The organism is Erwinia sp. GW821-FHT03D09 (genome assembly GCF_059420805.1).
The window spans coordinates 1-25,841 of record NZ_JBWKUK010000008.1 but is presented as its reverse complement, the minus strand read 5'-3'; the positions used below and the strand labels follow the sequence as shown (position 1 = coordinate 25,841).

The 25,841-nt window shown below is 47.6% G+C and carries 32 protein-coding genes; 12 read left to right on the top strand and 20 right to left on the bottom strand.

The window, feature by feature from the left end:
* Positions 1-3: 3 nt before the first annotated feature.
* From AC07U6_RS09390 to AC07U6_RS09350, 9 genes are all read right to left on the bottom strand, one after another.
* Complete coding sequence (locus tag AC07U6_RS09390) at positions 4-1,281, bottom strand: phage portal protein (RefSeq protein ID WP_494763513.1); 1,278 nt, start codon at positions 1,279-1,281, stop codon at positions 4-6.
* Positions 1,281-3,017, bottom strand: coding sequence for a terminase large subunit (locus AC07U6_RS09385; RefSeq protein WP_494763514.1), 1,737 nt, complete (start codon positions 3,015-3,017; stop codon positions 1,281-1,283). The genes AC07U6_RS09390 and AC07U6_RS09385 overlap by 1 nt, the downstream gene beginning before the upstream one ends.
* Entirely contained in the window at positions 2,971-3,435 is a 465-nt protein-coding gene (locus tag AC07U6_RS09380; RefSeq protein WP_494763515.1) for a phage terminase small subunit P27 family, read from the bottom strand. The genes AC07U6_RS09385 and AC07U6_RS09380 overlap by 47 nt, the downstream gene beginning before the upstream one ends.
* 119 nt (positions 3,436-3,554) lie before the next feature.
* Positions 3,555-3,902 carry an HNH endonuclease signature motif containing protein gene (locus AC07U6_RS09375; protein WP_494763516.1) on the bottom strand — a complete coding sequence of 116 codons (348 nt, stop codon included), beginning with the start codon at positions 3,900-3,902 and terminating at the stop codon, positions 3,555-3,557.
* Positions 3,896-4,126, bottom strand: coding sequence for a hypothetical protein (locus AC07U6_RS09370; RefSeq protein WP_494763517.1), 231 nt, complete (start codon positions 4,124-4,126; stop codon positions 3,896-3,898). Before AC07U6_RS09370 ends, AC07U6_RS09375 begins: the two co-directional genes overlap by 7 nt.
* Positions 4,119-5,045, bottom strand: coding sequence for a hypothetical protein (locus tag AC07U6_RS09365; RefSeq protein ID WP_494763518.1), 927 nt, complete (start codon positions 5,043-5,045; stop codon positions 4,119-4,121). Before AC07U6_RS09365 ends, AC07U6_RS09370 begins: the two co-directional genes overlap by 8 nt.
* Before the next feature lie 58 nt (positions 5,046-5,103).
* Complete coding sequence (locus AC07U6_RS09360) at positions 5,104-5,280, bottom strand: hypothetical protein (protein WP_494763519.1); 177 nt, start codon at positions 5,278-5,280, stop codon at positions 5,104-5,106.
* Positions 5,281-5,288: 8 nt separating this feature from the next.
* A complete protein-coding gene (locus tag AC07U6_RS09355) occupies positions 5,289-5,915 on the bottom strand; it encodes a glycoside hydrolase family 19 protein (protein ID WP_494763520.1) in 627 nt (208 codons plus the stop codon).
* Between the two features lie 2 nt (positions 5,916-5,917).
* On the bottom strand, positions 5,918-6,256 hold the full coding sequence (locus tag AC07U6_RS09350; RefSeq protein ID WP_200546792.1) for a phage holin, lambda family: 339 nt from the start codon (positions 6,254-6,256) through the stop codon (positions 5,918-5,920).
* Between the two features lie 328 nt (positions 6,257-6,584).
* Between AC07U6_RS09350 and AC07U6_RS09345 the strand changes: the two genes are divergently transcribed.
* Positions 6,585-7,511: a hypothetical protein gene (locus tag AC07U6_RS09345; protein WP_494763521.1), complete on the top strand. Its 927-nt coding sequence runs from the start codon at positions 6,585-6,587 to the stop codon at positions 7,509-7,511.
* Positions 7,498-8,037: a hypothetical protein gene (locus tag AC07U6_RS09340; protein ID WP_494763522.1), complete on the top strand. Its 540-nt coding sequence runs from the start codon at positions 7,498-7,500 to the stop codon at positions 8,035-8,037. Before AC07U6_RS09345 ends, AC07U6_RS09340 begins: the two co-directional genes overlap by 14 nt.
* Positions 8,038-8,061: 24 nt before the next feature.
* On the opposite strand, the gene AC07U6_RS09335 is transcribed toward AC07U6_RS09340, so the two are convergent.
* The 9 genes from AC07U6_RS09335 to AC07U6_RS09295 form a co-directional block, all read right to left on the bottom strand.
* A complete protein-coding gene (locus AC07U6_RS09335; RefSeq protein ID WP_494763523.1) occupies positions 8,062-8,415 on the bottom strand; it encodes an antiterminator Q family protein in 354 nt (117 codons plus the stop codon).
* Positions 8,408-9,502 (bottom strand): DUF968 domain-containing protein, encoded by a 1,095-nt coding sequence (locus AC07U6_RS09330; RefSeq protein ID WP_494763524.1) that lies wholly within the window; start codon positions 9,500-9,502, stop codon positions 8,408-8,410. The genes AC07U6_RS09335 and AC07U6_RS09330 overlap by 8 nt, the downstream gene beginning before the upstream one ends.
* Positions 9,499-11,355: a DNA cytosine methyltransferase gene (locus tag AC07U6_RS09325; protein WP_494763525.1), complete on the bottom strand. Its 1,857-nt coding sequence runs from the start codon at positions 11,353-11,355 to the stop codon at positions 9,499-9,501. The genes AC07U6_RS09330 and AC07U6_RS09325 overlap by 4 nt, the downstream gene beginning before the upstream one ends.
* A complete protein-coding gene (locus AC07U6_RS09320) occupies positions 11,348-12,232 on the bottom strand; it encodes a phage N-6-adenine-methyltransferase (protein WP_494764532.1) in 885 nt (294 codons plus the stop codon). The genes AC07U6_RS09325 and AC07U6_RS09320 overlap by 8 nt, the downstream gene beginning before the upstream one ends.
* Positions 12,229-13,320, bottom strand: a complete 1,092-nt coding sequence (locus AC07U6_RS09315) for a conserved phage C-terminal domain-containing protein (protein WP_494763526.1) — start codon at positions 13,318-13,320, stop codon at positions 12,229-12,231. The genes AC07U6_RS09320 and AC07U6_RS09315 overlap by 4 nt, the downstream gene beginning before the upstream one ends.
* Positions 13,317-13,496: a DUF4222 domain-containing protein gene (locus AC07U6_RS09310; protein WP_494763527.1), complete on the bottom strand. Its 180-nt coding sequence runs from the start codon at positions 13,494-13,496 to the stop codon at positions 13,317-13,319. Before AC07U6_RS09310 ends, AC07U6_RS09315 begins: the two co-directional genes overlap by 4 nt.
* A gap of 1 nt (position 13,497) precedes the next feature.
* On the bottom strand, positions 13,498-14,139 hold the full coding sequence (locus tag AC07U6_RS09305) for a phage antirepressor KilAC domain-containing protein (RefSeq protein WP_494763528.1): 642 nt from the start codon (positions 14,137-14,139) through the stop codon (positions 13,498-13,500).
* Positions 14,140-14,368: 229 nt separating this feature from the next.
* A complete protein-coding gene (locus tag AC07U6_RS09300) occupies positions 14,369-14,917 on the bottom strand; it encodes a YmfL family putative regulatory protein (protein WP_494763529.1) in 549 nt (182 codons plus the stop codon).
* 22 nt (positions 14,918-14,939) lie between these two features.
* A complete protein-coding gene (locus tag AC07U6_RS09295; RefSeq protein WP_494763530.1) occupies positions 14,940-15,164 on the bottom strand; it encodes a transcriptional regulator in 225 nt (74 codons plus the stop codon).
* A gap of 157 nt (positions 15,165-15,321) precedes the next feature.
* On the opposite strand from AC07U6_RS09295, the gene AC07U6_RS09290 reads away from it, so the two are divergent.
* A complete protein-coding gene (locus AC07U6_RS09290; RefSeq protein ID WP_494763531.1) occupies positions 15,322-15,867 on the top strand; it encodes a helix-turn-helix domain-containing protein in 546 nt (181 codons plus the stop codon).
* A 473-nt stretch (positions 15,868-16,340) separates the two neighbouring features.
* Here AC07U6_RS09290 and AC07U6_RS09285 read toward each other — a convergent pair whose 3' ends face one another.
* Positions 16,341-16,832 (bottom strand): hypothetical protein, encoded by a 492-nt coding sequence (locus AC07U6_RS09285; RefSeq protein ID WP_494763532.1) that lies wholly within the window; start codon positions 16,830-16,832, stop codon positions 16,341-16,343.
* Between the two features lie 690 nt (positions 16,833-17,522).
* On the opposite strand from AC07U6_RS09285, the gene AC07U6_RS09280 reads away from it, so the two are divergent.
* The 9 genes from AC07U6_RS09280 to AC07U6_RS09240 all read left to right on the top strand — a co-directional run bounded on the left by AC07U6_RS09280 (position 17,523) and on the right by AC07U6_RS09240 (position 25,154).
* Positions 17,523-17,894: a YfdP family phage-associated protein gene (locus AC07U6_RS09280; protein WP_494763533.1), complete on the top strand. Its 372-nt coding sequence runs from the start codon at positions 17,523-17,525 to the stop codon at positions 17,892-17,894.
* 57 nt (positions 17,895-17,951) lie between these two features.
* Positions 17,952-18,779 (top strand): YfdQ family protein, encoded by an 828-nt coding sequence (locus AC07U6_RS09275; RefSeq protein WP_494763534.1) that lies wholly within the window; start codon positions 17,952-17,954, stop codon positions 18,777-18,779.
* A gap of 369 nt (positions 18,780-19,148) precedes the next feature.
* Positions 19,149-19,454: a hypothetical protein gene (locus tag AC07U6_RS09270; RefSeq protein WP_494763535.1), complete on the top strand. Its 306-nt coding sequence runs from the start codon at positions 19,149-19,151 to the stop codon at positions 19,452-19,454.
* A 1-nt stretch (position 19,455) separates the two neighbouring features.
* Positions 19,456-20,016: a 3'-5' exonuclease gene (locus tag AC07U6_RS09265; protein ID WP_494763536.1), complete on the top strand. Its 561-nt coding sequence runs from the start codon at positions 19,456-19,458 to the stop codon at positions 20,014-20,016.
* 42 nt (positions 20,017-20,058) lie between these two features.
* Positions 20,059-20,265: a hypothetical protein gene (locus tag AC07U6_RS09260; protein ID WP_012906810.1), complete on the top strand. Its 207-nt coding sequence runs from the start codon at positions 20,059-20,061 to the stop codon at positions 20,263-20,265.
* On the top strand, positions 20,226-21,404 hold the full coding sequence (locus AC07U6_RS09255) for an Arm DNA-binding domain-containing protein (protein ID WP_494763537.1): 1,179 nt from the start codon (positions 20,226-20,228) through the stop codon (positions 21,402-21,404). The genes AC07U6_RS09260 and AC07U6_RS09255 overlap by 40 nt, the downstream gene beginning before the upstream one ends.
* A gap of 271 nt (positions 21,405-21,675) precedes the next feature.
* The gene (locus tag AC07U6_RS09250; RefSeq protein WP_494763538.1) at positions 21,676-22,905 is read left to right on the top strand and encodes an integrase domain-containing protein; all 1,230 of its coding nucleotides are present in this window, start codon (positions 21,676-21,678) and stop codon (positions 22,903-22,905) included.
* Between the two features lie 364 nt (positions 22,906-23,269).
* Positions 23,270-24,226 (top strand): retron St85 family effector protein, encoded by a 957-nt coding sequence (locus AC07U6_RS09245; protein ID WP_494763539.1) that lies wholly within the window; start codon positions 23,270-23,272, stop codon positions 24,224-24,226.
* Entirely contained in the window at positions 24,216-25,154 is a 939-nt protein-coding gene (locus tag AC07U6_RS09240; RefSeq protein ID WP_432469575.1) for a retron St85 family RNA-directed DNA polymerase, read from the top strand. The genes AC07U6_RS09245 and AC07U6_RS09240 overlap by 11 nt, the downstream gene beginning before the upstream one ends.
* A 260-nt stretch (positions 25,155-25,414) precedes the next feature.
* Here the strand turns inward: AC07U6_RS09240 and AC07U6_RS09235 are convergent, their stop codons facing one another.
* Positions 25,415-25,795, bottom strand: coding sequence for a hypothetical protein (locus AC07U6_RS09235; protein WP_494764596.1), 381 nt, complete (start codon positions 25,793-25,795; stop codon positions 25,415-25,417).
* Positions 25,796-25,841: the final 46 nt, after the last annotated feature.

Below are 25,841 nucleotides of genomic sequence, written 5' to 3'. Positions count from 1 at the left end.
AAATTAAGCCCTGTCATTGCTGCGGGGCTCTGTGTTGTTGCCGAGGTGGGTTATTGGCACATACTGTGCCTGCCGCATGGCGACATCTCCTCCGGGTACCGGTGGATAGTTATCAAGGCGGCGCATTTCGTTAATCGTTCTGAGCCCTGCCTCCCCCATTGATTTCATGAAGGCTGCACGTGAATCTGAATCACCGCGAAGCAGACCATCAAGATTGTGCTCTGCGTGATAAACACCGACCTGCTCAGGCTTCAAAAGCCAGCGCTGTATGCCGTTCTCCCATCTCGAGATGTACGGCTGCAGGGTGTACTGCAGAAAGCCCATGTTCTGCTCTTCAATACCGCTGCCCCAGCTGGTGCTTTTCTCCACGTCACCGACCAGATGAGGCGGAACACCAAAGAAGCGAGCCAGTTCGCTGACCTGAAACTTACGGGATGCCATTGTTTCAGCATCCTGCGGACTGACGCCGATATCATGGGCCTGAAAGTTTGCCTCAAGTATCCACAGGCGTTTTTTTACCGGGCCACCGGCTATCTCTTTGAAATTCTCTTCCAGCTGGCCGCGCTGCTCTTTGGTAAGCACGCGATCCCCGGTGGTCAGAATCTTCGGCGACTTGGCCCCATTAGCGTAAAACTCTCGCTGCTGGTCCTCCATCGCGACGGCCACACCGGCTGATTTGCAGGCATGAGCTATGGGGGAAAGCCCCACCAGGCCATTAAAGCCAAAGCCTTTAAGATGGAATATTTCACGCTGCGCGAAATTCGCGTATTCGGTATCACGCTGATAGCGGTAAACAATTTTTTTACCCTCAATCCTCACATCCATATTGGCAGACATCAGAGGGAGGAGGCTGATAACGTCCCCGACTGTATTGCGCTCTATCAGCGCGTAAGCATTACCGTAAAAACAAAGCTGCATGGTCATGGCCTCGCGAAACTCCTGCGCGGTCATGTACTGGTTAGGGGAGTACCGGAGTAACCGGGCCAGCGGGTTACTGAGCCCGACTTTGCTGCGGTTGTCCTGTTTATCAGTTTCAAAGACATCCAGCGGCAGGCAGGCTGTCAATGTCGAGATAAGAGACACACAACGCCAAACCGTGGAAATTTGCAGGATGCGCTCATCGGTTATCTGCGAATCCCCCAGCGTTCCACTGGCGGAGACGGGTCCGGTCTGCGATCCACTTTCAGGAGTAACTAACCGCCCACCGACGAACCACGACGCAACGCGCGCCCACCAGCCGTTATTAGTGCGTAGATCAATGCTGTAATTTGTATCGTCCATCACATGCTCAACGGTTGTGAGAAGAAGTCGTAAATATCACCATCGTCAGTGATATCACCTTCGGATGCACCTATCGCCATTGCGGACGACACCACGCCGTCGATACGGCCGGTGCTTTTCTTTTTGGCGAAGATACGGTTTTCTTTCTGATCAGCTTCGGTTACGGCTGAAGCCGCGTTCCAGCGCAGGCAGGGATTGGTTTTGATGATGATTTCATTGTCATCCAGCTTTTGTTCAAACAGCTCAATCGAATGCGGCATCCATAAACCTGAATCCTGCGCTTTGTAGTAACCCTGACCGTGCGGGATTAGCTGCACCGACACTCCGGCCTCTTCAAGTTCTGGCTCAAGATACTTCATGCGGTACTGGTCGAAGGCGATCGCCTTAATATCAAACTGCATGGTGAGATCGGCGATTCTTTCAGCCACGAAGCCATATTTAACCGCTTTACCCGGAGTCGTATGGATGAACCCTTTCCGCTCCCATACATCGTAAGGAACACGGTCCGTTTTTGCCCTTTCTGCCAGCGTTTCCTTCGGTGTCCAGAACTCGACCACCAGCTTTCGCTTTTTTGGGAAATAGAGCGCCAGCGAGGTAAGATCACGGGTGCCTGACAGGTCCAGTCCGCCATAGCACTCTTCGCCCTGCAGTTCCTGAAGGTCGAAATCCTCTTCACACCTCATCCACACGTCGCTGCTTATCCAGGGGTTTTCTGCCTCAACCCACTGACAGAAGTTCAGACGGCGGACAATGCTTTCCTTTGAGGGCATACCCCGCGCCTGGGTGACCTGTTCACGCAGATAGCGATCGGTGAATGTATAACCAAGGGACGGGTTAGCTTTTTTCCAGCAGGCTTCGTCTTTGAACGGGTCTTCCCCTTCATCAAGCGAACAGATAAACGAGAAGAAGCTGTCATCCTCTATCGAACCTTCAGCAACCTTGCGACCATATTCGTGGTAGTCATAGCAAACACTGGTCTTATCATGTCCACTGTTAGTGATCATGAAAATCAGCGCCTGCCTGCGGCCTTTTGTACCGGCGCGCATCATTTCCACGACCTGGTTATTTTTGTGCTCATGAATTTCGTCAATCAATGCACAGTGGGGGCGCGGGCCTGACTGGCCATCGTCGGAACTGATTGGTCGGAAAAATGAACCCATCTGCAGGAATGCCAGGTTCCACTCTTTGCCTGTTCCGCCGGATTTGTTGATCCGCTGCGCCAGTGCCGGTGACTGATCAACCATCGCCACCGCATCACGAAAGAGGATCATCGCCTGGTCTTTTTTCGTTGCAGCCGCATACACCTCTGCGCGTGGCTCCTTATCTGCAACCATGCAGTACAGAGCGATCCCCGCTGCCAGTGGAGATTTACCGGAACCTTTACCCGATTCGACATAAGCCATGCGATACCGGCGGTAACTGTCCTCGTTTTTCCAGCCGAAAATAGATCCGACGATAAAACATTGCCAAGGCAGGAGGATAAATGGCGCACCTTCGTGCTCGCCACCGTTCAACTTCAATACCTGGGCAAAAAAGTTGATGGCACGTGTCACCGATTCAACATCCCAGGTCAGACCGCGTTTTTTTCCCTCTTTTAAATCACGCAAATGGCGCTGGCAGGCATTACGAATATCAGGACCGGCTATTACCTTCCCCGAAGTTACATCCAGCGCGTATTGCGTGGCGGGATCAACCGAAGAACTGGTTGAGCGAGTCTTCTTCTTTTTCTCCACCATCTACTTTCACCTTCGTCCTAGCTGCAGGTGTTAGGCCGAATTCAACCAGATAACTTTTGAAACGGCGATCAGCGTCGGCCAGCATAGCCACAGCCGGATTTGCCTTAATCAAAAAGCCCCCATCGGTCTGCACCGTATATGTCCGGCCCTCATCGGCGATGGTGAGACGCAGTTGCAAAATGTCGGCATAAATATCGCAAAGACGCTCCAGCGCCAGCGTATCTGCAACGGTCAGAATCCCCATTCCGTCGAGTAGCATGGTGAGTTTTCCCCAGGCTACTTTTCCCCAGTCGGTGAGATGCACCGGAGGGCTGGGTATTTCTCGCGCTGGCGTGGGTTCTTTATCGTTGAGTTTTCGTTTTCCCGGATTACCGGTTACCACTTTGAGATGGGTCGGTTTCGGGCGACGTCCTGCCATCGGAACCTCCCAGAAAAAAACTTTTCATTTCGCGGTTATGCACAAAAAGGATGGGCGGCGGTCATTTGGCCGAAAGATTTTGAACTTTCGATCCCCCCCCTACCACCCTTAAAATGATATTATTTCTGATTGAACCAGTGTGAGCTGGCATCGAGAGGCATGCCATTTTCGTCACAGCCTATCGCCACGCCACGCTTCTCCATTCGTTGCTTCGTTGAATCATGATGCTGCTTACAGAGTCCCTGCCAGTTATTTCGGCTCCAGAAAAGCTTCTGAGCCTTAGCAATGACCTGACTGTCACCAGAACGCAGAGCCTCTTTGAGTTTATGAGGGGTGATGTGATCGACAACCGTTGCTGCTGAAACTCTTCCCTGTTCCTGACACATAATGCAGAGTGGATTGGCCTTGAGAAATATCAGTCGCTCTCTATCCCATTTGCTCCCGTAAATACGAGCTTCTCTTACCATCGTGTTATTGCTACCTCAGCAGCAGGGTATTCATCAGTCCAAATCCAAAGCTTGATAGGTGGGGATATAATGATTTTGTCTCTTGTAAAATCACCTGCAATTTTTGGTTCCGCATCAGAGTCAGCAAAACGAATAGCAACACCATTAATTACCGAGATTAGAGCACTCTCTGAGCCGTTAGTTACCTGCACCGGATCTGACCCGATTGTTATATTTTCAGTCATACAATTCGATCCTCGTTATATATCTATCACTCCAGTTTTTCGCAGCAAACGGCAACGAAAAACTATTTTCTTGTGTGCTGTATGTATCTGATGTGTTATCGCTGTAATGCACTGTTATCGACGATGTGCGGGATGTATCAATAATTACAGCTGATTCATCACGTTGACGCACAGAAATAGGCACAGGTGATGTAGAAATCTGTCCTGGTTCTAACTGAGCTGACAAAACATCTAGCCCCAACTTAATATCACCCACATAGTTTGGCAACGTATCATCAATAACAACAGAATTTGAAAAACAGAGGAATGATGCATAGTTAGACATTGAATAAACGGCTCTGAAAATCACAATGTCATCAGCAATCACGCTAGATTCATTTTCATAACCTTCCCCGACATACCCAATCACACCGCTATTTATAGCTATTTGTTGATATTTATTACTGATAATTTGCGCCCGGAACGCAAGATTATTACGACCGGCATGCCGAAATACTATCTGTGTAGAAGCCACACCCCTGTAGTCCGTGTTAATGCGTACTCTATGATATCTGTCACCGACATTCTCTCTGAATGAAACAAACCCATCCTCTAGCGTTTCCGGGGGCATCATATTCTCTGAATCAACGTTTGTCATATCAGCCGTTACTGCTGGCTCCGGCTCATGCCTGCCAACTGCCACGCCGTTTCTGTATTCTGATGGCCATTCGTTTACCGCGCTCATTACAAGCATTCCGTTAGCCGACCAATAATAATGTTGCGGGCCGGTATATGTAATGCGTGGGTCCAGTGTTTCGCTCAGCAGGTCTATAACATCCGGCTCAGGTTTTGCAGCGCCGCCGATACAGACCGCGTCCGGCACCCATAGCCCTTGCCTGGCTGTTCTGCCGATGACAGGAATACCGGGTATTTTCAGCATTACATCCTCCTGAGTGTAATGAATCATCAGGCGCACTCGCAAATGCGCCTTGTGATGCTCACTTTTTAACGCTATCCGGCACAACCGCTCCAACTACTCCGGCCAGAGCAACACCGCCAGCAATGACCGTTTCCTGAATGCCTGGCGGCATCTGCCAGCCAAATACACCTGCGACAAGGAGAATGATGCCGCGCCATGTTGATGCCTCTTTCAGGCGATTAATCAGGTAGTTCATAGGACTCCTTAAACGAGAATGCTTTTTGCCAGGGTGTAGCGGGCTTTGCGGTCTTCAAGGCCGTTAGTCCCGCCGTTAATAATCCGGGTTACGTTTTCGATGCTGTGCAACCAGTTCAGGCAGCCTTTCGATACAAAGAACCATGCAGCGCTGCGGGCGGCGTTCTGCTCCATTTCAAGCAGTTCCGGCTGGCTGACGAGGTCAACCTTGATGGCGTTGCCGGTTGCGCGGTAGTTATCCAGGAACGTGGTCTGAATCAATCCACCGCCGCGATACTTCCAGCCATCGCCCGCAGCCTTATTGCCAAAGCGATGGTTGTAGACCAGATTTGCAATGGCTTTCTGTCGTTCGACTGGTAGAGCGCTTTCACCCGGCTTTCTGCCCAGCGTCAGCGCCTGGTCTTTGGTTAGGCGCTTTGGAACAAACGTGGCAATCAGCGCCTGCACGCTGTAATTGAAGCTCTCACGCGTGGCATTGAAGCCGTTCGACTCATGGCCCACCTGCGCGATGAACATAGCTTTAGCTATTGGGCTGTTGATGCCGAACTCGGTCATTGCTGCATCAATGTGCGGAAACCAGCGCGCAGCTAACCCGGCGCTGATGCCAGCCGCCCGTTGAAATTGTGATTGGTTCATTGTTATGCCCTTGGAGAGTTTCCGAAGCGGGTATTCAGGATGGCGAGAAGAACTTTTCTGAACTGCTCAACTCCGATAAAGCCGATACCACCGCCAATGGCGATCGACAGGGAGCGAGAAAGCTCCAGATACTCAAGGCCAGAGGCAACGCTCAAAGTCAGAGCGCCGCAGAGTAATCCTTCCAGTACCATTTTTTTCCAGCCGCCACCGGTGTAGGCAATACGCAAGACGGCCATTACAAACGCCAGCAGAACTGAGCCAACCGGCGTATCTCCGCGCCACCACGCGGCAATGATTTCACTGAACTCAGCCCAGTTATGGGGATTGTTAGGCATACGCATATCTCTCACCTCCGGTTATCCGGGTGGGCACTGTGTGTTGAATGAAAGGGAATTGGCAAATCAGATGCAAGGTGAGGCGATTGCCAGAGCTATTCGCCTCACTAACTGATTCAAATGTTTTTGTTGATGTTCGGCCAACATGATGCGGCCCAGAAAGCAAAAAACCCCGCCGGTTGGCGAGGTTCGATGGTTAAGCTGTGCGTCTAAGTAACCACTCTTAACACGTTACAAGGATTTTTGCGTACGCATTAGTGATTTTTGTAATTTTTTTCAGTACCATCTGATTGCTTGTAGGAAAAAAGATCTATAATAAATTTAAAGGATTGATATGAAAGTAAAAAGCATTGGATTCCACATTGAAAACCCTAATCCACACATTAATATCACTGATGTAATGAAAGCCATTATAGATTCATCATCTAGGGTGTATTCATATACTGATTATTCACGGCAGATACTCACCTCTGATGAGGGTGATTACTACGTTGGTGTGGTGTTGACTTATCGTAACCAAAAGAAAAGCTGCAAATCGACTATCATTGGCGGTAAATTCAAACTCAAAGTTGAAGATTTAAAGAGCAGCGAAAAACTTGTGGCATTTAATTTTTTTTGTCTTAAAAAGTCAAACTTAAAAGGATTATATCTTTACCACTATGCATCCTGTTCGTTGAACTCTATTTTCTCTAACTTTCAAACAGTAAGCAATGAATTAATTAGAGCTAAAAACAAAGAGGAGATAGACTCTTTAGGATTGAAACCAAAACAAAAAGACATAGTAAAAATCAATAAAAAATACAAGGATAGAATAAAATTCAATATACTAACTACAAAAGACAACATTGAAGCACTGCTTTCTCAATTTAAAAAAATAAAATCTGCTTCTTTTAGGTTCTCACATATAGAGTTCCAACAAAAACCCATGATAGCTATTGAGTCATTGACCAAAAACACAGATATTAATTTTTCAATTGAAAACACAACCCGTACCAAAACTAGAACACTCGGCAGACTCGTCTCTGAAGCATGCAGCGCGGCAGAAAATTTAACAAAAGCAAAGGTTGTAGCCGTTGATTATCATGATAATGAAAGATTCATTGATATTATGAACTGCCCTACCTTTTTCGACGAGTATGATTTTGATTTCATTGCGGACAAGGTTGATGGATTAACAAATGATAACTACACTTCTAACTCAGTTATTGATATAATGAAAGATCAAATCGAAAATGGAAATAACAAAAATGTTTTCATATAGAAACATATTATCAATGAAAATTCTTCATCAATATATAATATTGGCTACCCTTTCAGCCCTAGCCCTGCTAGGGCTTGTTTTCCTTTATAAAAACTCACCAGAATTAAATAACAGATTTTTTGAGTTTCATCATAAAAACCTGAGAGGGTATCTTTTTTCTGGTTTTATTTCTGTGGGTTCTTTTCTTTTAAGCTTACATACATTTGTTATCGTAAACCTAAAGGAGAAAGTTTTCGCAACAAAGGAATACATTGAAACATATAAATCTGCAAAAGGGATTTCATCCGATAAAGTCGATGAAAGTGACTTGTTTAAACCTTTAGATAACCTCTCTTCTTTCATTAACACATCGATATGGTTATCTATAATCACTGCAATTTCTCAGTTTACATTGGGATTATCAACAAATTTTTACGCCAGCCTCTTTTGTGTATGGCTAGCCATTCTCACTATTCTCTTTATGCTTCACTGCCTAATTATTATTAGAGAAAATATAAAGGTATTGTTGAAACAAAAGCGCGGCTAATAAAAGCCGCACGCTGTTACATTATCAACCAACATAATTTACCATACACATCACTCCTTCGATAAACCCCATCGCTGTTTGTATATCCTTTCGAATCGTGCCGTCAGAGCATTTCTTCTTCTTCGCGATAGATCGTAGTGAAATACCAAAAACAAAATGAGCAATAATTAACTCATATTCTTCAGGTTTGTATTTACATAATCGGGCCACACACCCATCAATCATAATACCTTCATCGTCATTGCACTGAGTACGTGATTTTTTCTCATGGGGAAGTAAGCCCTTGAATCCGGCAGCTATAGGTTGCCAATCGACGCCACTACTATCCGCAGCAGCCCATGCGCCCCAACGTTCAAGTACATCGTAAATGTCATTCATTTTTCTCTCCCAAGATTTTTTTTCCCGTAGCAATCACACCTTTCGCCAGGGCCATATCGAGAAAACGCAGAAGCATTTCCGGCTGCGTGCCGTACTTCTCTTCAAACGCCCGCATGTCAGCGTGCAGCTCGTCGTGATGCGCTCTGCAAAGCGGTATCACAAACAGGTCATGCGCCTTTGTTCCCATTCCGCCCTGTCCATAACCAATCAGGTGATGGGGGTCGTCTGCCTGCCGTCCACAGCACAGGCATGGTTGCTGTTTCACCCAACGTGTGTACTTCTCGTTCGTCCAGCGGCGGCGCTTAGGCCGTAACATGAAAGACTCTGGTGACTCAGGATCTGCGCTCAATGCTAAAACCTTCGGCTGCTGCTCCTGCATTACCTGCTGATTTTCGACTAGCCTGCACTTTTTCCGCTCGCCTGCAGCTTTAGCTTTCTCCTGCAGGGCGACGCTGGGCCGGTTGTCGGCGGCAACGATGTCACTTTCCCTGTAAACCGCCGGGAACGGCTCATATGGCAAGTGCAGCGCCCGGGCGGCCAATGCCTCCGGGATAGCGTCAACCACGCCAACGTAAACCGCCCACCAGCACAGCTCGGCAATCGATAATTCCCGCTCGCGATTAAACCGAAGACCGACCAGAACGGTATCAATGATCCAGTCAATAACGTTACGTCGCGCTATGCTGGCCAATAGCTCGGTTGACTGCTCACGAAGTTTGTTATCGCAGTGCCAGCAGAGCATCATCGCGCCCGGGGCGTGTCGCATGGTCACCAGCTCATGATGGTGATAATCCGAGTTCGGGTACTGACATTCACAGGCATTCCGCTCAAGCCAGTGTTCAAGCCCGGGGAGGCCACCCGCAGCGTGGATAACCCGTTCATCAGTAAAAAATGGAATTAGAGCGTCATCCTCTGCCAGAGGCTGTCGGGCATCCGGTACGCGGCCGGTTGACAGCCTGGCCATGTTCTCCGGTTCGGACTCCACCAGCACGCGCCCTGCGCAGAACAGGCGCATTAACTCTTTGCCCGGTTTGAGCAGCACCACGCCAAGGCGTGGCACAACTTCAGGGGTTAACAGCGCTCTCATGCAACCTCCCGCTGCTGGTTGCATAACTCAGGCAGATTTGCCTCAACCAGCGCACGGGCGAATGGCGGCGGAACGGCGTTACCACAGCGGGCTACCTGCTTGTCTTTGGCGTAACGCTTGCCGTGATAGTCCTGATCGATAACGTAGCCATCAGGGAAGCCCTGCGCCTTATAAAGCTCCTTTGGCTGTAGCATACGCATACCGATATCAACGATTCGGTAAGTCACTCCATCAATCAGAACGAACTCGCTTAAACCATATTGGTGAAGAAATTCAGCAACCTGCAAAGCCAGAGATTCATCATAATCTTGTAACGTCAGACGGGTCTGTACCTCTCCAAAATGCTGGCCACCCGCAGTAACGGTTTGCAATGGCGTATCAGTAGGTTGCCCGGTATTAGTGCCGCGCATTTTTATGATGCTCGATGTAACCAGCGCGTGATGATCAGTAGTAGTGAGCGTATGAATTGGGCCATCCAGCGGAACACCGGGACCGGTGTAGTTCCCGCCGAAATGTTTGGCTAAAAACGCGCTGGCGATCGCAAACTTATTGCCGCCGGCTGTGACCGTGCCGACAGGCTTCTGCATATCGAGCACACGTGGTGCCTGCCCCGGTCGTTCGCCGTAGCCCATCTGTATAAGCGTCGGGAACACCAACTGGCTTTTACCGCCGCCACCTGCAGTGACCGTACCGCTGGGTTGGTCCACTCGATGGCCGATGCTGCTGCCGAACTGCCGGGTGATTACTGGCGCCAAAAGTGGACAGATCACATTTGTACGGTTCTGCGATAGCAGTGTGAAAAATGGTTTATTGACCGGGCGTGGCTTCATTTGAAATGTTGAACCGCCTGTACCAGCAAAAACAGGGGCAATCACCGGTGCGGCCACGGCACAACCATGCTTTTTAGTGATGGTATGCAACGGTTTATTTAATCCGTGCCCACGGAAACAATCGTATTTGGTGCGAGTACTGGTGTGATTGCACTTCACGATAAATGGCGTTGGATTGTCGATCACGAACCGTTGAATACCGCGAGCTATCCGACGCATGGTGTTATCAGCCAGCGGTTTCTTGCGCCCGAAAATTGACGGGCAGGGTATGCTCCAGTCGATGCATTCCGCCGCTGTACGCCAAGGCTTTAAGTGTCCGCTCTGCACTGGCAGACTTTTCGGATCGCCGTGGCTGGCTTCCGGCCAGACGACCATCTGCCCGTCGCAGCGCATCACCATGAAGAAGCGTTTGCGGATCGTCGGCGCGCCGTAATCGCACGCGCGCAGCTCGCGATACTCGACCGCGTAGCCGAGCCCGGCGATCAGGCGCTGCGCCTCCGGACCGTGTCGGCCGATCTGCAGCGATTCGCACACCTCATCCAGCGCCGGGTGATCCGATGGCACGCCGGTGCTAAGCATGCCAGCGAACGCCGCGAAGGTTTCGCCGGTACGTTCCGGGTCTGGACGATCTTCACCAATAAGCAGCGGCCCCCAGGTTTTAAATTCCTCCACATTTTCCAGCATCATGACTCGGGGCCGGGTGGCCAGCGCCCAGCGCAGGACGATCCACGCCAGACCGCGAATCTCTTTTTTAACCGGCGTGCTGCCTTTGGCTTTGCTGAAGTGCCGACAGTCGGGAGAGAACCAGGCAAGTCCCACCGGTGCGCCTGCGGTCGCTGATACCGGGTCAATATCGAACACTGACTCGCAATAGTGCAGCGTCTCCGGATGATTTGTGGTGTGCATAGCGATCGCGTTCGGGTCGTGGTTGATTGCTATGTCCACGCTGCGGCCGGTGGCCATTTCGATGCCGGTACTGGCCCCGCCGCCGCCAGCAAAGTTATCAACGATAATTTCACGCATTGACGGCCCCCTGCATGCTGTTGACCAGACCACAAGCCACGGTGATTATTTCGCTTGTGGGCATACGCTCAAGCCAGAGCTGATTGATGTTCGCCTTCAGCTTGTTCTGCAGGGCCAACTCCAGAGAATCCGCCCCCTCAACCTGATTGAACACCAGACCAACTTCCAACGGCCAGATACGGGATTCTACCTCTGGCTGTTCCACTTCAGCGGACATAACGTCTTCCACCGGGGCAGGCGGAGCCACCTTTGCAGCGGCAAATTGAGCCAATGACATAAACGCCCGCCCTTTTTCCTCCAGTTCAGTACGACTGATATAACTGAACCGCTCACCACGCCAGGACTTATCAAACACAGCTATTGCGCCAGCGAAAAAAGCCCCAGTGGGCTGTTGTTTATCATCAGCAGGAACAAACCATACTGGCAGATCAAACCCAATGCGTCCGCGAATGAAAGCAACATGATCGGCATCCTCTGGCCACCATGTTTCACTCGTTGCCGCTTTGATAAGGAAAACATAACGCCCGCCTTTCTCACGCATAGCAGCAGTGTGATTCATGATGTGAACCATTCCGGTTACCGCCTGCTTATCGTGATACTGAGAACGAATATAAGGAGGATTACCAAACGCACCACCACCGATCCCCGCCAGCATTTCTGACCAATCCTGTGTCAAAGCATTATCCTCTGCTGTATACCAGACCGGGCATTTAGCGTTGCTGTCGTCAGCGAATAAATCCAGTACCAGCGGACCAAACATCGCGTTGATGCCCCAAAACAACAGATCAGGCGTTTGCCACTGATCGCCGACTTCTTTTAATTTGTGGCACTTCTGACTGCGAAGCTCATGCAGCGCCTGACTATATGGGCTATTCACATTGCACCTCCTGAATTTCGCCCTGCACAATCTTTCCAGATACCATTCCAACGGCTAACCGCAAAATCAGCACGCATACTACGAACACCCGCTTTACTGGCCTCAGTTTTAACCAGCAGTTCAAGATGGCTGGGATGTTTGATCGGTCTTCCACTGCCAATAAATCGCCGATAAGCAGCATCACGCTCGGCAACATCGACGTTGTCGCCACCAATAACCTCACCGCCCGCTTTGACCCACTTCCCGTTCACACACTTAGGACGGCCAGCCTCGGCCCATTTCTGGGCAGCCGACAGGTAACCGGGGAATTTAGTGGGCTGGAACATCGTTGCTGGCCGCAGGTATTCAGCCATTGCCAAATCGCCGGACCATTTCTCGTTTAGGTAATCCACGGTCAGGATCAGCTCTTCAGTGGTGAATTCTTCCCCCAGCCGGGCACGGATGTTTTCGAGTGAAGATTTGCCAACCTGATAGCGCGATCCGGTCACCAGGTTAAGGTGAGCAAGTACCTGTTTCGCAGAGTCAGTTAAAACAACTTCAGGGTCGGGCTCTGCAGGAGCCTGGCAAATGATCTTTTTATCTGACGGATCATGTTTTGAATTTAATGACGGATCGGGGTCAACCATTGGGGGGTTAACTATTCTGGTTTTATCAACCGTTGACCCATCAACGATTAAGGGGTCAATATTTGAGGGGTTAACCGTTGACCCGTCATTTTTTGAGGGGTCAATATTTGGGGGGATAGTTCGGGAAGCTCGTTTCTTCGCTGTTTTATAGAATGCCCGTGCAGCCCCGGCTGCTGCCTCCAGTTTTTCAACGTCAATCTGATAAAGGTTACTGAGGTTTCGCCCCCCTGCCTTTCTCTCAGTCTTCACCAGCCAGCCATCACGCTCCAGCTCAGCAATCGCTGTAGATACTGTTGTTGTGCTCTTTGCCCCAATCTCGCGTTGAATAGTCTCTACCGCTGGCCATGATAAGCCTTCGTTATTGCTGTAATCCGCCAGACGAGCCATAACGGCCACGCGGGAAAGTATCAGGCCAGCATGCGCGCAACCTTCCCATACAAGACCATGAAGTTTGCTGCTCACTTGTCCACCCTCTTGAATCTTGCACGGAACACTATCAGCGGTGCCGCGCATTCCCATTCGTAACCTGGACGGCGGTAGATAACACGCTGTCCAGCGGCGTCATAACCGATCACATTCACGACGATGCCGTGATGATCCCGGTAATACCGGTTCAGGGGTTGAATATGCTCTGTCACGTTAGCCCCCCATCAATTCAGAGGCGTAGCGTTCGGCGATCCACTGGACGCCACGAGGGGTTACGCGGGTTTGCGTATAGGCATGACCGAAATCTGACGTACCAGTTTTGACGCTAAACAGGCCATCACGCTGGCGCAGGGCATGCGGCAGAAGATTACCAGACTGACGGAACAAAACCTTGTCGCGCAGCAGTACGTCGATCATCGCTTTTTGCGGCATGTTGAGGATCTTCGCCGTCTCACGCAGACTTTTAGCGCCGCCGGCCTCAACATACTGATTAACGAATGCAACCTTTGGCGCGTCCTGCTGGACTTTGATCGCCAGCCGCGCATTCTGCTCTGCCATATCAGCAGCCATGCGCAGCGCCTCGGGTAGCGTCTGCGGTACACTGACCCCTTGCTCTTCCAGTTCCTGCCAGCGATCAACAAGACGGGCAGTGAATTGAGGGGACAACTGAGCGACAACAACATAGCTATCACGTTTGCTAACCAGGTATTCGTGGTACTGCTGCCCATTCTGATGGTGGGTGTACGCCGTCGGCGCATACCCCTGAATTACCTCAGCAGCTATCAACCTCTCGATTGTTCGGCATACATCTGCGTGACGAGACTCGACCAGTGCAGCTATCTCCCGACTGCTCATCGTTACCAGTCCGGAATTGAAAGACGGCAACATGGATGGGGTTGAAAATCTGTTTACTTGCTGAACCATTGGGCGGCCCTCCGGTTGAATACACCCACAATTCGAGCCGCGCGACTGTGGTTACACGGAACCCAGCGACCTGATACCATGCGCTCATACCGAAACGAAGGCGCGCCCGATACCGGGATCATCCTGAGTTGCGGCAAATGACAATTTGCGGTTAAATTGCTCATGCGGATTTCTCCATACACAATGATTTATTCGCCACGGCGCCCGGAGCTGCACACTCGCGGGCGTCATCTTCTCCAAACAGCATTTCTGTGACGACCATAATTTCCGCCACCAGCGCCTGCACACGATATCCCTTCGCTTTCATTCGCTTACTTTCATCGCGATCCAGCACCCCATCGGCCGTTGATTCGTTATAGAATCTCGCAAAATGTCCAAGCGCAGACAGAAGGTCATTGAATTTATGAAGGAGTTCTTCATTGCCCATCTGTTCAATCTCAGGCAATTTCACGAATACCCCATTCGAGTGGGATGCCACAGCATCAGCAATATGATTGCCGCCACCGGCTCGCTGCAGAACCATCGCCCAACCCAGCGGGAAGGTCTGATCGCCATCGCTACGTAGGCGGTTAAATAGCGAGTGTTCCGTGACACCCAGCCATTCAGCAGCTTCCGCATAGCCACCGGGAAACTCTGTGATTGTCTTTCTGATTGCAGTCACCAGCCATGCTGGCTGACGTTCAATTTTCCATTCGGGTTCGTTACCCACGGTTTACCCCCTGTTCCTGTGGTTACGCTTGAGATTGCTGTGTTGTAGTCTCAACGCTCAGCGAATTGATGATCTCAACCGCTGTTAGCTCTCCATTGGTGGCAGCAACAAGACCAGAAATGTACTGAGACCGAATACCTCCGCCTCGCAACCACTTACTAACAGCGGATTGATCTACACCTACTTTTCTGGCTAGTTCTTTTTGAGAACCAACAATGGATATGGCCCTCTTAATGACAATATTCATAAGTCACACCCTATTACCTTTGTGAAATAACTATGACTTGAGTAATAGATAAAGTCAATCATATGGGTAATTTGACTACTGATTACATAGGTAATACTTTCACGTCATGAAGACATTATGTGAACGACTAAAGCGCGCCATGACCGAAACGGGGATCATGACTCAGAGTGATTTGGCCCGGCGATCAGGTGTGAACCAATCAATAATCTCGAAGATACTGACCGGGAAAAACGAGACATCAAAGTATTCCGGTAGGCTCGCTGCTGCCCTAGGAATTAGCGCTGATTGGCTGATAAACGGTAGCGGCAGTATGAGTGGCAACCCTGAATCAGTACCCGAAAAACTCGATGCATCCAGAATAGTGGCAGTGTGGGATGAGAATGGCTCAACTCCTGATGTGATATCATGGACTGAAAGCGTTCCACCACACTATCGCGCATACATCATGAAGAAGAACACAGGGATAATGCAGGCTCCGGCTGGCTCTGTCGTCCTTGTAGACCCCACCATATCCCCTGGCAACAATGAACTTGTTGTTACGGTAATTAGAGGGGAAATTTCAGTTTATCGGTTCCTTGACGGTGGCTCCGGATATGGCTTTTTATCTGTAGATGACGAAAGAATCCCTGTCACAGAGATAAAGGACTCGGATTGGGTTGTTGGGGTAGCAGAACAAATTCTTGTACGGAAATTACGGAAGTAAATGACTTCCGTATCGTCTACATCGGCGGGAATGTAGTCGCCATTACAGCCTTTTTTATAAAGTACGCCCATCATCACCTCCTCACACTCTTCTCATGATATTTTCTATACATTAGCAAAAAAAATCGCATAGCATCGAAAATCACTGTATAAACGTATAGTAGTTCATCATTTCCACCCAGCGTACTAAAAAAAATTCGGCAGGCAACCCCCTCACATTATTATCTAAATCATAAAAATCCAGCAAGTCGCATTGACTTTATCTATTACTCAAGTCATAGTTATTTCATCAACAGCGAACAGGCAGGACGCCCATGAAGTAGCCGCCCGGGGCATATGAAGGCCGGGATGATTCGCAAGCAACAAAAAAGCGCCCTAATGGACGCTTCGCTCTTTAACAATCTGGTTCCCCAACAAAATTATCGGGTCAGTTTTCTTGGCTTCACTGGTTGTATTGGTCTTGGGTTTGACGGTCTATGTCCGCCCGGTTTGGTTGTCATTTTCTTTTGTTCTTGGTAAATCCCCCGCGAACCATGCAGCGAGAATTTCCTGTCTACCGAGTTGGTTGGTTTTATCATCAAGCCCTAAAGCTATCGTAGCTCTCTTGTGTGCTGGTAATTCGAGACAGCCCCAGGGTTTTGAATCAGCGTTTTGAATCTGCTTAAAACGCACCAGTAACACCTCATCAGTCAGAAACTTTTCGTCAGTGATTAGTTCAAGGTAAAAGCGTGCCTGTTCAGCAGCTATACCTGACGCACGAGAGTATTGAAACACCACCTGGCTAATTGATAGCGCCGCAATAAATGCACCGAACCACATGTAGCCAGAAATAGAAACAAAGACACCACATCCCGACAGAATTATCAAAAAGGTTAATATCCGATCAATCCGAGCAGTTAATGTCGAAAACATTTTTTCAAGATAATACGAGTAATGGATATCGAAAATTAAATCGTGTCGGGACATGTTTTACCTCATTCAGAATCGTCATCTTTCGGAGGAGGCTCAGGTCTCTTGTAGGGAGTCATGTGCTTCTCTTCGTAGTCGTCATTATTCATACAAGTTCCTTTGTTGTTGGGGATATCCAGATTAACCGAATCCTTGTTGTTGGGGAATAGCAGGATCCACCGAGCCTGACGTGGTTAAAAGACAGGCACACAACGATGAGAGCATTGACGAGCAAGGCATAAGTGCTGGTTCGATTCCAGACAGACGTCTTAAGTGGCGTGGGTTGGGCAGAGAAAAAGTCCGTTCAATTCGGACACCGGCAGTGTTCTCTTCGTTGTGATGTGCTTTAGCAAGCTGCAGCGCCGGCCGACGCAAAGACCTGTAAATCGGCTGAGCCGTAGCAACTGGCGGCCAATACCAAAACCGAGCGGCAGGAAATAAGCCGGTTAGCGACCGGGTATCACAACCAAATCACGCTTAGGACCGTGATAACCGTAGTACCAGTATTGCTGTGTGTAGTCTTGGCGGTACCAGTTCCATCCCTTGAAGTCCCTGGTACCGCCCTTTTTACACAACAGACAAGAGCATCACCGGGCGACGGGCTCATAACCCAATCCACCCGGGCGCAACGCCAAGCGCAGGTGCTCTTCTCTGTTGTGTATGGAGAAACTTACGGCGGCGGCAGCCGCTTAACCGAGAGGAAATGCTATGAGCAATGATCGCATGACCGTAGTGCCCGATTTTCTGGGCGAGCTGGACGCCGGCGTATTCATGAACAAAATCGCCGCCGCACTGAATACCACTGCATTGGGCGTTCTGAATAACGGCACAAAAGGCAAAGTGGTCCTCACCTTTGATTTTGAGCGTATGGGTAATTCCGTTGAGGAGAAGCGCGTCAAGATCAAACACAAGCTGAACTACAGCACACCGACGCCCCGCGGAAAAGCCTCCGAAGAGGACACCACTGAAACGCCAATGTGGGTTAATAAAGGCGGCAAGCTCACCATCCTGCAAGAGGATCAGGGGCAATTGTTCAATATCAACGGTGCCACAGACGGAAAGCTTAAAGCGGCTCAGTGAACCGCTGACAACCAATTCACTGCCACCAATTCGATCATTTGTTAATAAGGAATTTTTATGTCTCAGGTAGACAGCGGTACTTTTAAGCAGGTTAAAGATCTGGTTCTTTCTGGTTATCACCTGAATGATATTAACGGCCTAGCTTGCCCAACAGCATTACTCCCGGAAGAAACTCGCGTTGAAAGTCTCGAGCGCTTTTCTCTTGAACGCTTCCGTTTTCGTGGTGCTATGACTACGACCAGCATTGATGATTTTTCCCGTTATTCTAAAGGCTACGCCAGCGCCGAGGAACCTGCTCGCTGCTTTATTGATGCGGACAATATGACTGCGCGATCCGTGTTCAATATCGGCACGCTGGATAATCCGGGTCATGCTGATAACGTTGCTGCAATCACCCTGAAGCAGACTGCGTCATTCCGCGCGCTGCTGGCGATTAACGGCGACCGCCTGAAGCAAAAGCAAATCGCTGAATGGTTGGAAGACTGGAGTGATTACCTGCTGGCCTTTGATGCTGACGGAAATACCATGCAAATTTCACAGGCTGCTCAGGCTGTTCGACGCATCACTATCCAGCAGGCCACCCAGCAGGATCATGAAGACGGTGATTTCAGCGGCAAAAAATCCCTCATGCAAAGCATTGAGGCCAGCAGCAAAGATGTTATGCCGGTGGCGTTTGAGTTCAAATGCGTGCCGTATGAAGGACTTGGTGAGCGTGCATTCAGCCTTCGCAATAGCCTGCTCACTGGTGACGAACCACGTTTTGTTCTGCGCATTGTTCAACTGGAAGCACAGGAAGAAGCGATCGCCAACGAATTCCGCGACCTGCTGATCGGCAAATTCGACGGCGAGCCAGTGGAAACCTTTATCGGTAACTTTAAAGCGTAATTGCTCAGCCTTAATTTCCCTGCGTGCCGGGGAAATTAGTGAAGCGTAATTCCGTTATTTATCGCCATCTGGCGAGAGATTCGTGCAACCTGAAAACGGGAAATCACATGAGCAACTTAATGATCGACCTCGAAACTATGGGCAATAAACCCAACACCGCAATCGAGAGCCAAAAATGATGGAGTCCATCGGAATTTACCTTTTCGGCATGCTTGTCGGCTGCTTTTTCACGCTGCTGGCTATAGCAATTTTTAGCTGACTTCGGTCGGCTGGAGAGAGATAAATGATAACAGTCACACTAACTTCTCGTCTGTCGAATTTTGTTAAGCCGCGACACGCCGCTGTAGTGAAATGGGTTGAGGGGGAGTGATGCAGAAACTACTTGAGCAGTTCACAAGAGAGCAACTGGAAGATTTATCCGGCCCTTATTCTGAACCTGATGATATCGAGCAAATCAGAAACCTGGCCCGCATCGCGCTGGCGGCGATGGATGGTAACTCTCCGGCAATTCCGGATGGTTGGATGCTGGTACCGGTTGAGCCAACTGCTGAAATGATTGCCGCAGCTATGATCTGTGACGATGTGGAATTCAACTCCGATGAAACCTTCTGCGTTAACTTCGGCAACATCTACGATGCAATGCTCGCAGCAGCACCTAATCAGGAGAATAGTTAACGTGAACCATTTAATGATCGACATCGAAACCATGGGCAATAAGCCCAATGCCGCAATCGTATCCATTGGCGCTGTTTTCTTTGAGCCGGCCACCGGTGAAATCGGTAACACGTTTTATTCCAACGTTCAGTTGGAGAGCGAAACTGAATTAGGCGCATCGCTGGATGCCGGGACGATCATGTGGTGGTCACAGCAATCCAGTGAGGCTCGCGCCGCTATCGCTTCTGCGTCACTTCCTGTTGCAAAGGTTCTTTCAAATCTAACCCTTTTCGTTGCCGAATGTCGCACATCAACCAGCATTCAGGTGTGGGGTAACGGCGCGACGTTCGACAACGTTATTCTGCGGTCGGCATATCAGCGCACACAGTTACCCGCGTTCTGGCCATTCTGGAATGACCGTGATGTGCGCACGATGGTAGAGCTTGGTCGCCAGCTGGGTATCGACCCGAAGCGTGATATGCCATTTGATGGTGTAGCACACAACGCACTGGCCGACGCCCGCCACCAAGTGAAATACGTATCGGCAATCTGGCAACGTCTGCTGCCTGCCAGCGCCGAATAATACCCCTAATAGCCCGGGTGCAGCCGGGCAATGGAGAAATCTATGCTGAGCCTCGATTGTGTTCCCATCTCAACTTATTGCAAAGAGACAGGCGAAACTCCTGATGCGATCAACAAGCGCGTACAGCGTGGTGTGTGGCGTGAAGGGGTTCAGGTGCTGAAAGTCGAAGGCGTTAAGGAGAGATGGATAGATCTTAGTGAGGTTGCAAAATGGGCTCGACAGAATCGCCTAAACTCCCGCGCGGCGTGACCATCAGGAAACACAGCAACGGGGAAACTATTAATATCACATTCACATATAAGGGAGTTAAATGCCGGGAACCATTATCCAACCTTGAAGTGAATAATAAAAATATCAAATACGCCGAGAGAACTCTCGGCGAAATACACAATAAAATTGAACGAGGGAATTTTAATTATGCAGAGTATTTTCCTCGTTCAGCACGGTTAAAAATTTTTGGTAATGCCGCATCTGGTAAAACTATCAAAATGTATCTTGACGAATATATTGATATTTGTGAGACACGTAATTTATCGCCATCGACAATTGGCGGTTATAAAAAATGCCGTAGTGCTCTGTCGTCATTGCATATATTACCAGCCAGTGAGTTAACGCCAGCGGCATTAAAGCTGTGGATCCAGAGCCAGAAGACAACACTCAAAACTATCAGAAACCAGCTTTCTTTTCTGCGCTCGTCGCTGGATGAAGCTGTAACAGATGGGGTGCTGCAAATTAACCCGGTGTCGCTGGTCACAGCATCACGGTATCAAAGCAATAAAAGCGATGCAGAAAGTAGTTATATTGTCGATCCGCTGTCGCCAGCTGAGGTGAGCGCGCTGTTAACATCAACAGGCAATAAACAGTGGGAGAACTTATTCAGGTTTGCGCTCCAGACAGGGCTGCGCAGCTCCGAACTGTGCGCGCTACGCTGGATGGATATTGATTTTGTTGAGAAGACGGCGCATGTACAGAGCGCCAGCGTGTCGGGCGTGACGAAAGGGACGAAAACAAAGGCGGGAACGCGCAAGGTAGAATTAACTGAGGAAGCGATGATCGCGCTCAACGATCAAAAGCCCTTTAGTTTCATGAAGGACGGTTGTGTCTTTGAGGATCCAAAGACAAACAAGCCATGGGCCAGCGCGGATGCCATCAGGAAAAAAGCCTGGGTACTAACGCTACGGAAAGCCGGTATCAGGTATCGCAATCCCTATCAGACCCGGCACACGTTTGCCACACGACTGATCAGTCGCGGCGTGAACCTTTTCTGGCTGGCGGCGCAAATGGGCCACAAGGGGCCGGAAATGCTCTTCCGACATTATGGTCGCTATCTGAAGGAGTATGACGGCAACACGGAGAGAAAGCCTAAGCTGGTCAGTGGCAGGAACTGAAAGGAGCCGTAAAGGAGCCGCAGAAATCAAAGCAACTTATTAGCCATTACAAATTAGTTAGTTACAAAATTTCGGACACGGGTTCAACTCCCGCCAGCTCCACCACTTTTTAGTTGTTTGAAGTATACTGAAGTCTACCAAGCCCGCATGGAACCAGCCTTGCGGGCTTTTTTACGTCTACAGAAGTCTACTGAAATTTGCTAGAAGCTACTCCTTATGGCACCCTTTTTGGGACCCAACGCAAAGGGTCCCAAAATCGAGGGTCCTAAAAATGGCAAAGATCGCTAAGAAACTCACTGACACTGAAATCAAAAATACCAAGCCAGCAGAAAAGGAGATCAACCTTTTTGATGGTGACGGCCTGATGCTACGAATCGCTCCCCTATCAAAGGGTGGTAAGAAAAATTGGTATTTCAGGTATGCAGTGCCAGTAAGTAAGAAGCGAACAAAGATGAGCTTAGGAACCTACCCTCATCTCACACTTGCCAAAGCTCGGGCTTTACGTGATGAATACTTGTCGTTGCTTGCAAATGGTATCGATCCGCAGATTCACAACAACGATAAAGCCAATGCCCTTAAGGATGCCACTGAGCACACGCTACAGGCGGTTGCTAGGAAATGGTTAGATGAGAAGGTCAAGACTTCTGGTATCTCTCCAGACCACGCAGAAGATATCTGGCGGAGCCTTGAACGAAATATCTTCCCCGGTTTAGGCAACGTTCCGATCAAAGAGATCCGTCCCAAGCTCTTAAAACAACACCTTGACCCCATAGAACAACGAGGCGTATTGGAAACCCTACGCCGTATCATTTCACGTTTAAATGAAATTTTTCGTTGGGCTGCTACAGAAGAGCTTATTGAATTTAACCCTGCTGATAACCTCGGTCAGCGATTCAGTAAGCCTAAGAAGCAAAACATGCCCGCTTTACCGCCAGATGATTTACCCCGATTCTTAATTGCTCTATCTAACGCTTCTATACGACTCGAAACTCGTCTTCTAATTGAGTGGCAACTCCTTACGTGGGTTCGTCCGGGAGAAGCTGTCCGTGCTCGGTGGAGTGATATAGACGAAGATAATCGATTCTGGAACATCCCCGCTGAGTTTATGAAGATGAAACGCCCTCACAAGATTCCGCTGAGTAAAGAGGCTATGCGTATACTTGAGTTAATCAGACCAATCAGTGGTCATAGAGAGTGGGTTTTCCCAAGCATTAAGGCCCCGCTTAACCACATGCATGAGCAAACAGCTAATGCTGCAATCATCCGTATGGGATTCGGTGGTGAACTGGTAGCCCACGGAATGCGTTCTATAGCAAGAACGGCTGCTGAAGAAAGCGGTAAATTTAGAACAGAGGTGCTTGAATCCGCCTTAGCTCATACCAAGAAAGATGAAATCATAGCCGCTTACAACCGTGCTGAGTATCTTGCCGAAAGAACAGAGCTGATGCAGTGGTGGGGAGATTACGTTCAAGCTCAGAAGCTTAAAGCAATTGCTGCGTGAAGGATTGCACTTGCTAACAAAGCTATGCATAGAGCATCAAGCAGCACATCCCCGACAGCCAACACTATGGATTTCACAGATATAGTTGCATCGCAGGAAAAAGCAAAATCAGGCAAAAACAATTGAAAATTTCCATTCATCATGCTATAAAAAAAACACTCTTTAGCGTATGGGCTTTAGTTATATAGCCTTGTCGGGCGTTTCGCCAGACACGAACTTATTGTTTAGATTTAGGGTTGCGTCAGATGCAAATCGGCCGATCCTGCTCGCTCACTCACACGATCGGCCGATTTGCATCCGCCGCATCCTTTAGTAAAGAGTTAAAAAGAGACTAACAGGTCTCTTTTTTTATTTGGGAATTTAGATGTACGAACAAATCATAAAAGATACATTTAAAAATCTTGATGTCGAAAATTTTACTGTGATTAATAACAGTTTAAATTTAATATTTGTTTGCGGGGGGCTTGTTGATGTAAAAGAAGCCATACCTACAAGTATGCGCGGGCAGCTTTACGCTTATACTGCCACTGAACATGAAGAGTTTCATAATTGCCTTCGGATGGCTGAATCCTTCAAGGACTATATTGAGACTGGCCAGTATGATGATTTGCTTCATTTTGAACACGATATTGCTAAGATATCCTCGCAAGTTCTTTTATTTCTTGAAAGCCCCGGCTCACTGGTTGAATTAGGGATATTTTCTTCTTTCGAAAATCTCTATGATAAGATTTGTGTTATCGCACCAGAGGATCATGTTGAGAGTGAGGACTCGTTTATTTTTTTAGGCCCGTTAAAAAGAATATCTACTCATGTAAACGAAGCAGTACTCACTTATCCATATGATGCCGAAAATGGAAAATTTGACAAAGCTGTATGGGGTCAAATATGCGAAGATATATTTACAAGAGTGGACAGTAAAGTTAAGGTTGAAAAATTTAGACAAAATGATGATGGTCATCTATGCATGCTGATACTTGAGATAATAAATATCAGCTTCCCTGTTCAAATTTCGGAAATTGAATCAGTTCTTTCATCCTTTCAAATTAAAATACCGCAAAAACGTCTTTCTCAATTAATCTACTTACTATTAACACTAGAGCTAATACAAAAAAAGAAAAGAAGTTCCAATACATACTTTTTTCCACCAAAAAAACTCGCAAATGACAATTATATAAAATTTGGCTCTTACTCAGACAAAAAACAATTTGACAAAACAAAAAATAAAATAAATTTAAAACAAGAACTCGCTTTGAATTTAAGGGATAAAGAACAAAGACGCCTCAGTGTATTAGCCAAGTATGGTGAAGAAAATGACCAATAATCTAAAATCATTACGCAAGCTTTTACAAAGCACACTTTTCTTAAGTGATGACCTCATTAATATTTTTATTACCACTGCTCCTTATAGATATAAAATTTATGAGATTGATAAAAGAAACTCTGATGAAAAGCGTAAAATCGCTCATCCTTCAAAGGAACTGAAGTTAATTCAACGAATCATAGTTAAAGAATTATCTAATATGTTGCCTGTACATGATTGCGCTTATGCTTATAGAACTGGAAGAGGAATCAAAGAAAATGCGCTCATTCACTCAAAGAATAGTTATTTATTGAAACTGGATCTATCCAATTTTTTCAATTCGTTGACACCTGAAATATTTTTTGCTGAGTGTAGAAGAAACAATATTGATTTTGATAAAGACAATGCTTCTATTATATCAAACTGTTTGTTCTATCGAGAGCATAGGAAATCCAGTTTAAAATTGAGTGTTGGAGCACCCAGTTCTCCATTCATTTCCAATGTAATAATGTACTCATTTGATCAAATTATTGAAACAGAATGTCGGAAAAGAGAGATAACATTCACAAGATATGCTGATGATATGACATTTTCGACAAGCATAAAGAATACTCTTATTGGCTTTGATGAGTTAATAAAAAAGGTTTTATTCGATCTTTTCAAAGGGGCTATTTCTTTGAACCAAGATAAAACCATTCTTTCTTCGAAAGCTCATAATCGACATATTACGGGTATAACAATCTCTAATAATGATAACATCTCACTTGGGCGAGAAAGAAAAAGATTAATATCGTCAGCGATACATCGTTTTTCTTATGGAAAATTAGATCAGGAAGCCGTCGATAAGTTGAAGGGCTTGTTAGCTTTCGCATATTACATAGAACCTTCATTTATAGCTACAATGGAAAAAAAATACGGTAGGGAAACAATAAATAAATTGAAGAAGTAGAACAAAAAATTATACTAATAAACACCATATAAAAGAGGTTCAACGCCTCTTTTATTTTATCTAAAATCGGCGGCTCTCTATTTTATTTACCTCTTCGAAATGTAATGTCATCTTTTCTTTTTTAAGAGCTTCTTTTAACTTCGATTTAAATCTATATTCATTCATACTCAACCCCAAAGGATTTTTCTTTATTTCTTCTTTAACTATTTTTTCTTTATTTTTAGGTTGAATAATAGATTTCTTTATATTTAACTTTTCTCTTATCTCTTCGATCTTAGTTGCTCTACTATTGATTTTGCCACGGCTTTTGAGTCTAAAGTTATTCGTGGCTGTTGTGGCTGTTTCTGCATGATCAAGTATCCTACTGATAGAACTGCCGCTAAATGTATTGCTCCCACGATTAAAGCTACTTTTATTATAAGTTTTGATTGGTTCTTTATGGTATTGTTTTTTAACTCTGTTGAGTACTTGTGCAGCTTTATGTGTTGCTCTTCCAATCTTTTTGTTTGTTGGTCTATTATATTTTTCGCTGAGTTTAAAGCGGTTGTTGTTGCTTCTAATGAGTTGTTCACTCTTGTTAGTGTCTGTTGTGTCTGGTTTAATGCTGTACTTGTAAGCACACCCGTTTTAGTTCCACACACTTTTTGAGATTTCCGGGTTCTCTGCCATCAGCCGGTACTCTTCCGG